Annotated in this window: 8 protein-coding genes; 5 read left to right on the top strand and 3 right to left on the bottom strand. The window is 62.8% G+C overall.

The genetic code is table 11. The features are described from left to right. Positions 1-347: nitrilase-related carbon-nitrogen hydrolase (locus HP547_RS23590; RefSeq protein ID WP_306140566.1), on the top strand; the 347-nt coding region annotated here is incomplete at its 5' end. Positions 348-452: 105 nt separating this feature from the next. Here the strand turns inward: HP547_RS23590 and HP547_RS23585 are convergent. Then, entirely contained in the window at positions 453-3,008 is a 2,556-nt protein-coding gene (locus HP547_RS23585; protein WP_172287693.1) for a PepSY domain-containing protein, read from the bottom strand. Positions 3,009-3,266: 258 nt separating this feature from the next. Further along, positions 3,267-5,558, bottom strand: a complete 2,292-nt coding sequence (locus tag HP547_RS23580) for a TonB-dependent siderophore receptor (RefSeq protein ID WP_172287691.1) — start codon at positions 5,556-5,558, stop codon at positions 3,267-3,269. 221 nt (positions 5,559-5,779) lie between these two features. Between HP547_RS23580 and HP547_RS23575 the strand changes: the two genes are divergently transcribed. Beyond that, positions 5,780-6,460: a Fe2+-dependent dioxygenase gene (locus HP547_RS23575; protein WP_172218953.1), complete on the top strand. Its 681-nt coding sequence runs from the start codon at positions 5,780-5,782 to the stop codon at positions 6,458-6,460. A 3-nt stretch (positions 6,461-6,463) separates the two neighbouring features. Beyond that, positions 6,464-7,213, top strand: coding sequence for an SEL1-like repeat protein (locus HP547_RS23570; RefSeq protein ID WP_172287689.1), 750 nt, complete (start codon positions 6,464-6,466; stop codon positions 7,211-7,213). Between the two features lie 54 nt (positions 7,214-7,267). Here HP547_RS23570 and HP547_RS23565 read toward each other — a convergent pair whose 3' ends face one another. Then, positions 7,268-8,431: a type III PLP-dependent enzyme gene (locus HP547_RS23565; RefSeq protein ID WP_172218957.1), complete on the bottom strand. Its 1,164-nt coding sequence runs from the start codon at positions 8,429-8,431 to the stop codon at positions 7,268-7,270. A 505-nt stretch (positions 8,432-8,936) separates the two neighbouring features. Between HP547_RS23565 and HP547_RS23560 the strand changes: the two genes are divergently transcribed. Next, on the top strand, positions 8,937-9,422 hold the full coding sequence (locus HP547_RS23560) for a sigma-70 family RNA polymerase sigma factor (protein WP_172287687.1): 486 nt from the start codon (positions 8,937-8,939) through the stop codon (positions 9,420-9,422). Further along, positions 9,419-9,653 (top strand): FecR/PupR family sigma factor regulator (locus HP547_RS23555; protein WP_372242918.1); only part of this gene is annotated, 235 nt, incomplete at its 3' end. The genes HP547_RS23560 and HP547_RS23555, both read left to right, overlap by 4 nt.

Below are 9,653 nucleotides of genomic sequence, written 5' to 3'. Positions count from 1 at the left end.
GCTACGACCTGCGCTTCCCGGTGTGGAGCCGCGACGCCCAGGACACCGACCTGCTGCTGTACACCGCCAACTGGCCAGCGGCGCGCCGACAGCACTGGAACAGGCTGCTGCCGGCGCGGGGCATCGAAAACCTGTGCTTTGTGGCTGCGGTGAACCGGGTGGGCACCGATGGCAAGGGCTTTGCGTATTCCGGCGATAGCCAGGTGCTGGACTTCCAGGGTGAAAGTCTGCTCAGCGCGGGGGAGGCCGACGGGGTGTTCACCGTCGTGTTGAGGGCGGCGGAGCTGGCGGCGTACCGGGCCAAGTTCCCGGCCAACCTGGATGCCGATACCTTCGAGCTGCACTAAAGCAGGGCCGGTCCTTTCGCAGCACAAGGCTGCTCCTACAGGTTACGCGCTGCATCTGTAGGAGCAGCCTTGTGCTGCGAAAGGGCCAACTACATCTATTACAGATCAGTACACATCCCGCCGATATCGCCCATCCTCGACCAGCTGCTGCACAACCGCCTCGCCAAGCAAACCGTTGAGCGCCGCATCCACTCCCGCAGCCATCCCCTGCAGGCTGCCGCAGACATACACACAGGCGCCATCTGCCACCCAGCGTTTGAATTCCTCGGCCTGCTGCAGCAGCACATCCTGCACATACACTTTCTCGGCCTGATCCCGCGAAAACGCCAAGTCCAGGCGTGCCAGGTCGCCGCTGGCCAACCAGCCTTGCAGCTCATCAGCGCACAGCAGGTCATGGGCGCGATTGCGCTCGCCGAACAGCAGCCAGTTGCGCTGCTCGCCCGCATTCACCCGCGCCCGCATCAGGCTGCGCAGGCCGGCCAGGCCAGTGCCATTGCCGATCAATATCATCGGTGCGGCACTTTCCGGCAGGTGGAAGCCGCTGTTGCGCCGCAGGCGCAGGCTTAGCGTGCCGTTCAGCGGCAGGTACTCGGTCAGCCAGCCGGAACCCAGGCCCAGGTTGCCATCGGCGTGGCGCTCCTGGCGCACGATCAGTTCCAGCACACCATCGCTGGCAATCGAGGCGATCGAATATTCGCGGCTGCCGATCGGTACCAGTGCGTCCACCAGCGCTTGCGGCTGCAAGCCGATCAGGTGATCACGTCGCGTCGGCAACTGTCGCCCGACCAAGGCCTGGGCCAGCGTTTCGCCCAGGCCATTCACCTGCACCCGGGCAGTGGGGTCCAGCGCCATGCCGTTGAGGAAAGCGTCGATCCGTGGCTGCCCATTGAGCGGCAGGATCTCCACCAGGTCTCCGGCTTCCCAGCTGGCGGGTTGCTCCGGTTGCAGGCCCAGCAGGTACACCGGCTGGCCTTGGCTACCCGGGTTGAGCAGTTCGCGGCGCACCAGCGACCAGTTGCCAAAGCTTGGCGGCTGCCAGGCGGCCACCGGCTGGGCGCCGGTCAATTGCGCCAGCTCCTGCTGCCATTGCTGCAGGGCTGCCTGGTCGGCATTGTCCACTTCCACCGGGCTGAACGCGCTGCTGGCACCGCGCTCACCCAGCCACGCTTGCAGACGGCGGGCAAAACCGCAGAAGTGCGGGTACTGGCGGTCACCCAGGGCGAGCAGGGCGTAGTTGAGGTTGTTCAGCGCCCACGGCTGGCCCAGCACCTTGCGTTCGAAGGCGCGGGCGCTGTCGGGCGCTTCGCCGTCGCCGAAGGTACTGACCACGAACAGCGCGCGGCGCGCCTGGCGCAAGTCGCTTTCCGCCAGATCGGCCAAGGCGCGTACCTGCACCGGCAGGCCGGCCGCCTGCAACTGCCCGGCGCTCTGCCAGGCGAGCTGCTCGGCAAAGCCGCTCTGGCTGGCAAAACCGATCAGCCAGCTGTCGCTGCTGCCAGTGTTGCTTGTGACATTGCCGCGGGCTGCGCGGACCTGGCGCTTCTTGCGGCGGCGGTCGAGGTACAGCAGCCAACCGGTGACGAAGAACAGCGGCATGGTCAGGCTGGCGATGGTGACGATAATGCGTCCCGGCAGGCCGAAGTATTCACCGACGTGCAGGGCGTAGACGCTTTGCAGCAGCTGGGCCTTGAAGGACTTGTCGGTGTAGCGGTCGTGTTTTTTCACCTGGCCGGTGGCCGGGTCCAGTACCAGGGTGTTGAAGGCGCGTGGGTGATCGGAACTGTCCAGCAGGTAGAACAGGTTGGCCGGCTGGCCGCCAACCGGAGGCAGGCGCAGGTTGTAGGCGGCCAGGCCTGGGCCGGCGGCGTCCTTGAGGTTGGCCCAGATGGCGTCGTAGTCGACGACCAGCGGCGGCGCGTTCTTGTCGACCTTTTGCGGCCCGTGGCGGCCACGGCCTTCGCCGCGCTTTTGCTGCTGGCCGGCGGCCGGCGCGTCGGCCAGCAGCTTGTTCAGGCCTTCGCGGTACCACTCGTAGGACCAGAACAGGCCGGTCAGGGCGAACAACAGGTAGAACAGCAGGCACCAGGTACCGGCCACGGCGTGCAGGTCCCAGTTGAAGGCGCGGCCTTTCTTCGCCCAGTCGAAGGTCAGCCAGGTGCGCCAGTCCAGCGCCTTGCGCGGCCAGCGCAGGTACAAGCCGGACAGGCAGAAGAACACCAGCATCAGGGTACAGGCGCCGGTGATCTGCCGGCCTGTGTCGCCGATGGCCAGGAAACGGTGCAGCTTGAGCATGAGGTTGAAGAAGCCTTGCCCGGCCACTTCACCCTTGAGTTCGCCGGTGTAGGGGTCGGCGTAGCGCAGCTCGCCGCGACGTTCGCCCGGTGTCGGCATGAAGAAGATTCGTGCGGCGTTGCCTTCGCGTACGTCCACCCACAGCATCGACACCTTGTCGTGTTGCTGGGCTTCGACGCGCTGCACCAGTTCGGCCGGTGGCAGTACGCCTTCGGCGCGGACTTCTACCTTGAGTACGTCGGCATTGAATGCGCGCAGCAGTTCTTCCTGAAACGAGTACAGGGCGCCGGTGATGCCCATCACGGCCAGCACCAGGCCAGCGGTGATGCCAAAGAACCAGTGCAATTGGAACAGCGTCTTCTTCACCACATGATCACCTTGTGTTTCTGCCGCTGCCTGCGCGGCGTGCATTATGCCTTGATACGCAAAAGCCCCGCTCACTGGAATGAACGGGGCAGCGCGGGTGCTGTTTACCGGGTTGGCCTGTACCGGCCTCTTCGCGGCTGAAGCCGCTCCCACAGGTACTGCACAGGGTTCGAGAGCAGTGCAGTACCCGTGGGAGCGGCTTTAGCCGCGAAAGGGCCGGCACAGGCGCAGCCCAGTCAACAGATCAACCCCATGCCAACATCAGAAGTGCACGCTGGTGGTCAACAGTGCAGTCCGCCCGGCCGCCTGGTTGGCGAAGTGGGTGGAGAAGGCCTTGTCGTAGTACACCTCGTTGGTCAGGTTCTGCACGTTCAACTGCAGGTCGACGTTCTTGGTCAGCTTGTAGGCAGCCATGGCGTCGTAACGCACGTAGCTGTCGACCATGGTGGTGTTGGCCACGCTGCCGTACACGTCATCCACGTAGAACGCACCGCCACCGATGGTCAGCTTCGGCGTGATGGAATAGGTGGTCCACAGGCTGGCGCTGTTGTTCGGGGTGTTCGGTAGCTGGTTGCCGTCATTGGCCTTGTTCAATGGGCCACCGTCGATCTGGCGGGCCTGCATGTAGGTGTAGCCGGCGAACACCTGCCACTTGTCGGTGATCTTGCCGCTAGCCGACAGTTCGATACCTTGCACGCGGGTTTCGCCGACGTTTTCGTAGGTGGTGGTGTCCACCTGGACGCGGGCGTTTTCCTTCTCGGTGCGGAACAGCGCGGCGGTCAGCGACAGGCGCTGGTCCAGCAGGTCCCACTTGGTACCGATTTCGTAGTTGGTGGTTTCTTCCGGCTCCATGTCGCTGGCCAGCAGATTGCCGTTGCGGTCTGTCGTACCACCCAGAGGGTTTCCTTCCGTGCCTTCGCCGAGCATGGCACCTGGCGGGGTCGCGGAAGTAGCGTAGGACACGTAGATACTGCCGTTTTCAGCAGGTTTCCATACCAGGCCCAGCTGGCCGGTCACAAACTCGCTGACGTCCTTGCCCTTGGCAGTGGTAGTGCCGGCAGCGTTGTGGGTCTTGTAGTCGGTGTCGAAGTGGTCATAGCGCAAGCCCATGTTCACCAGCCACTCAGGCGTCAGCTCGAGGGTGTCGAACACGTAGATCGCGCGTGTCTTGCTGCTGGTGTCAGTGCCGGCATAGTTCCGCGCAATGTTGCCGTTCCACGGGTCATCCGGGTTCGGGTTGCTCAGCGAGGTGCAGTTGTAGCCGCTGCTGGCGCCGATCATGCCAGGGGTGCAGTTGGTGTTGGCGGCGCCGCCTGGAACGGTGTCGGTGTCGACGGTGTAGCTCGAACGGTCGCTTTCTTCACGGCTCAGCTCGATACCGGTCGAGAAGCTGTTCTTCATGCCGCCGACGTAGAACTCGCCAAACAGGTCGGTCTGGTTGGTGGTGGTAGCGGTGTTGCCGACGCGGGTGTTGGCGCGGCGCCAGACGCTGCCGTTGTTGACGTTGCCCTTGCTGTCGTCAGGCTGGGTCAGGATGTAGTCCTGCATGCTGTTGCCGTGACGCAGGGTGTTCTTGATGGTCAGCGAGTCGGTCAGGTCGTGTTCGATGGCAAAGGTGGCGATGTCCACACGGGTCTTGCGGAAGTCGCGCCCGGTCAGGCCATAGAAGTTGTCGCTGTCGCCGCCGTCGTAGGGCTTGCTTGGGTGCGCCGATGTACGTGCGGCGCTGCCACCCGTGGGGATGGTGTATGGAATCCCCGAATCCGGGAGGTCGTCGCTTTCCAGGTGATAGTAATCGAGGTTGACGCGGGTCGGCGTGCCCAGGCCAAAGGCCAGCGACGGGGCAATGCCCCAACGGTCATAGTTGACCTTGTCGCGGCCGGCTACGTTGCTTTCGTGGGTCATCAGGTTCAGGCGGCCGGCAACGGTGTCGCTGAACTGGTAGTTGCCATCGAAGGTATAGCGCTGGGTCTGGTCGCTGCCCCAGGTCCAGGCGCCGTCCAGCGAGTTGCCCAGGTGCGCGCGCTTGCTCACCAGGTTGATGGTGCCGCCTGCAGCGCCACGGCCACCGATGGCCGAGTTCGGGCCCTTGGCCACTTCCACCGACTCGATGGCGAAGATTTCGCGGGTTTGCGCGCCAGTGTCACGCACACCGTCCAGGTAGGTATCGCCCTGGGCGTCGAACCCGCGGATGAACGGGCGGTCGCCTTGCGGGTTGCCACCTTCGCCAGCACCGAAAGTAATGCCCGGTACCGTGCGCAGGGCATCCTGCAGGGTCAGGGCATTGGTGTCCTTGATCACTTGCTGCGGGATGACGGTGACCGAGCGCGGGGTGTCTACCAGCGGCGCGGTGTACTTCTGCGAGGCGGCCTTCTCCACCTTGTAGTCGGTGCTGGCCTGTTCAGCCTTGCCGTTGACGCTGGTCGCGTCCAGGGTGACAGCGCTGCTGGCAGCCGGGTCGGCGGCGTACACCGACGAAGCGCTAAGGGCTACACCGATAGCGGTGACGATCAGGCGTGGCGAACTCACTGCAGATGGTACGTACTGGCGCATTGCTAAGGACCTTCCCCAAGGTGTTGTGGCGGCGGATACTAATGTAAGCAATTGTGACTAACAATTGAGATTCGTTACCATTCGTGAAGAATTTACAATCTTTACAATTTGCCTTTACGGTTTCATCAAGCTGAAACGTCTTAAGCGGCGAATGGGGCTTGTGAAGTGCAAAAGGGAATCAATATCATTGACTCCTTTGGATTTCCTGACGGTACTCCGACATGCTGCTGCACATCCCCGGCCTGTTCGAGGCTGATGAACTGGCCCGTATCCGCGAGGCGCTGGAGCAGACCGACTGGGCCGACGGCAAGATCACGGCTGGCTATCAGTCGGCCAAGGCCAAGCACAACCTGCAGTTGCCGGAGGGCCACCCGCTGGCCAAGGAGATAGGCACTGCGCTGATCGACCGTCTGTGGAAAACCCCGCGCTTCATGTCGGCGGCTTTGCCGCACAAGGTGTTCCCGCCGTTGATCAACTGCTACCGCGAAGGCGGCAACTTCGGTTTCCACATCGACAACGCCTTGCGCCAGCCCAAGGGCAGCGCCGAACGGGTGCGCACCGACCTGTCTTCCACGCTGTTCCTCAGTGACCCGGACAGCTATGACGGCGGCGAGCTGGTGATCCAGGACACCTATGGCGTGCAGCAGATCAAGCTGGCTGCCGGAGACCTGGTGCTGTACCCCGGCACCAGCCTGCACAAGGTCAACCCGGTGACCCGCGGGCAACGCTATGCTGCGTTCTTCTGGACCCAGAGCCTGGTGCGCGAGGACAGCCAGCGGGCGCTGCTGTTCGAGATGGACAACGCCATCCAGCAACTGACCGCCGATGTGCCGGATCACCCTTCGCTGCTGCAATTGACCGGCACCTACCACAACCTGCTGCGCCGCTGGGCCGAGGTCTGAACCGTGTCCTACCTGTTACGACGTGAAGAAGTGGTGGATGTGGCTGGCTTGCAGGCCATGCTCGAAGAAAGCCCCGGCAAGGCTGCCCAGGCGATCCTCGCCGCAGCCGGGCAGGGCGTGATCGAGGCGCAGTCGCTGCTGGGGCAGATCCTGCTCGACGGGCGCGGTATCGAGGCGGATGCCGGGGTCGCCCGCCGCTGGTTCGGCATTGCTGCACAGGGCGGCAGTGCCATGGCGCACAACATGCTCGGGCGTTGCCTGGAGCATGGCTGGGGCGGTGAGGTGAACCTGTCCCAGGCCGCCATTCACTATGCCCGGGCGGCAGATGCCGGCCTGGACTGGGGCCTGTACAACCTTGCCAACCTGCTGGCAACCGGGCGTGGCGTACCGGCCAACCAGGCGCAGGCGCTGATGTGTTACGAGAAGGCTGCCCAGCAGGGCCATGCCAAGTCGATGAACCTGTACGGGCGCTACCTTGAGCAAGGCATCGCCACGGCACCCAGCCCGGCGCGGGCGGTGCGCTGGTACCGGCGTTCGGCCGAGGCGGGGGATTTTCGCGGCATGTTCAGCCTGGCGCTGGTGCTGGTCGAGCGCGGTGAGCTGGCCGAGGCGGGGCGCTGGATGGAACAGGCCTGTGTCGAGGGCAACATGAATTTCCTGCGCAGTGCATTGTTCACCTTGCAGGGGGCCGGGCCGGTGTTGATGGCCTTTGCGGCTCGCTACGCCGAAGAGATTGACCGGCGCGGGGAGTGAGGCCAGCACAGGCAGCACATAAACAAAAACGGGGCCTCGCGGCCCCGTTATGCATTACAGGTAGAACGACTTCAGCGGCGGGAAGCCGTTGAATTCCACTGCGCTGTAGCTGGTGGTGTAGGCACCGGTCGACAGCCAGTACAGGCGGTCACCGATGGCCAGGTTCAGCGGCAGGCCGTACTTGTAGTTTTCGTACATGATGTCGGCGCTGTCGCAGGTCGGGCCGGCGATGACCACTTCTTCGGTTTCGCCTTTCTTCTCGGTCCAGATCGGGAACTTGATGGCTTCATCCATGGTTTCGATCAGGCCGGAGAACTTGCCCACGTCGGTGTAGATCCAGCGCTCGACGGCGGTGCGCGACTTGCGTGCAACCAACACTACTTCGCTGACCAGAATGCCGGCGTTGGCAATCAGCGAGCGGCCTGGCTCCAGAATGATTTCCGGCAGGTCGTCACCGAAATCTTCCTTCAGGAAGCGGATGATCTCTTCGGCGTAGGTTTCCAGGCTGTTGGTGCGGGTGATGTAGTTGGCCGGGAAGCCGCCACCCATATTGATCAGCTTCAGCTCGATGCCGTCTTCTTCCTTCAGGCGCTCGAAAATCACCTTGACCTTGGCGATGGCTGCGTCCCATACGCTGATGTCGCGCTGCTGCGAACCCACGTGGAAGGAAATGCCGTAAGGCACCAGGCCCAGGTCGCGGGCGAGGATCAGCAGGTCCATGGCCATGTCGGTCTGGCAGCCGAATTTACGGGACAGCGGCCAGTCGGCAGTGGTGGAACCTTCGGTCAGGATACGCACGTACACTTTCGAGCCCGGCGCGGCCTTGGCGATGTTGCGCAGGTCGGCTTCCGAGTCGGTGGAGAACAGGCGCACGCCCTTCTCGTAGAAGTAGCGGATGTCCTTGGACTTCTTGATGGTGTTGCCGTAGCTGATGCGGTCGGCGCTGACGCCGCGGTCCAGCACCTTGTCCAGCTCGTAGATCGAGGCGATGTCGAAGCTCGAACCTTTCTCTTTGAGCAGGTCGATGATTTCAACGGCCGGGTTGGCCTTGACCGCGTAGTAGACCTTGGCGAATTCGAAACCGGCGCGCAGGTCGTCGTAGGCCTGGCTGATCATCTGGGTGTCGATGACCACGAACGGGGTTTCCTGCTTGTCGGCGAACGCCTTCATTTTCTGGAAGGTGTCACGCGCGAAATAGTCTTCAACCTGGATCGACATGCTCAGGGACTCCATGGGCAAACGGTAAATTTAAGTGGCTGCAAACTGAACGTCCTCCGTATCCCCACTTTGGTTCGCCTACTCAGTACTTGAGCCGGATGGATCGTTTCCAGCATGGACGTTCGGCGCGCACTTTAGGGCGTGAAGAATGCAGAATCAACAGGCAATCCGGGCGCGATCGGCGTGGATCGACGACCCGCCATTTGAATAACCGACTCGTGTGACCGGCTGATGTTCCCCGGGATGTTTCAAGCGTAAATAATTGTGGAATGGACCGCGTTGACCCCTGCGCGGGTAAACCCGCCCCCGCAGGGTTTTCGCTATTGAAGTGGCAGCAGGTTCACCCGCCAAATGGCCACAGGTGTTCATATTTATGGCCACATTTTTTTGTACGACCGTGCATGAAATCCGTCATAAATTTTTTGTTACCGACTGGCGGAATTGCCGGTTTTTATGAGAACCATTACTATTCGCACCCTTATCTGCCTCCCTGACGGCCCTGATCGTGTCCGGACACAAAGGCTTCTTCGACCATTACCATGAGCTGATCGGCACCTGGACGCGCAAGTTGCGCAATCGCCAGCAGGCCGAAGACCTCACCCATGACGCCTTTGTCCGGGTGCTGGAAAACCCGCGTGAGCAGGTTGAGCAGCCGCGTGCCTACCTGCACCAGACGGCCCGCAACATTGCGGTGGACGGCTTTCGCCGCGAAGACCGGCGCCAGGCACTTGAGCTGGACGCGTTCGACGCCGGCGCTGTCGGCAGTAGCGACCCGGAGGCTTACGTGCATGCACTGGAACTGGCCGACAGCGTCGAGCGGGCGCTGGCCGAGCTGCCGCTCAACTGCCGGCAGGTGTTCATCTGGCAGAAGCTCGAAGGCCTGACCCAGGCCGAGATTGCCCAGCGCATGGGGTTGAGCAAGAACATGGTCGAAAAGTATATGATCCGCACGCTCCGGCATCTGCGTGAGCACCTGGATGTGTCGGCATGATGAGTCAGGAGGCCTTTTCGATGAAACAGCCCGGTACCGGTACCGATACCGTCCGCGAGCAGGCGGCCGCATGGTTCGTTCGCGTGCACGACGCGCCCGGTGATACCGCGCTGCAGAAGCAGTTACGTGCCTGGTTGGAGAGCGACGCGCGCCACCGCGAAGAATTCGACCATCTCAGCCGCGTCTGGCAGGCCGCCGACCTCATACCTCGTCAGCGCCTCGAGGCCCTAT

The sequence above is a fragment of the Pseudomonas sp. CM27 genome (assembly GCF_013179515.1).
In the GTDB taxonomy this organism is placed as follows: Bacteria; Pseudomonadota; Gammaproteobacteria; order Pseudomonadales; family Pseudomonadaceae; genus Aquipseudomonas.
This window is presented reverse-complemented; position numbering and strand designations above follow the sequence as displayed.

Excerpts from the sequence above, each read along its gene's own strand:
- HP547_RS23580 (WP_172287691.1), bottom strand. The coding sequence starts at position 5,558 with ATGCGCCAGTACGTACCATCTGCAGTGAGTTCGCCACGCCTGATCGTC.
- HP547_RS23575 (WP_172218953.1), top strand. The coding sequence starts at position 5,780 with ATGCTGCTGCACATCCCCGGCCTGTTCGAGGCTGATGAACTGGCCCGT.
- HP547_RS23565 (WP_172218957.1), bottom strand. The coding sequence starts at position 8,431 with ATGTCGATCCAGGTTGAAGACTATTTCGCGCGTGACACCTTCCAGAAA.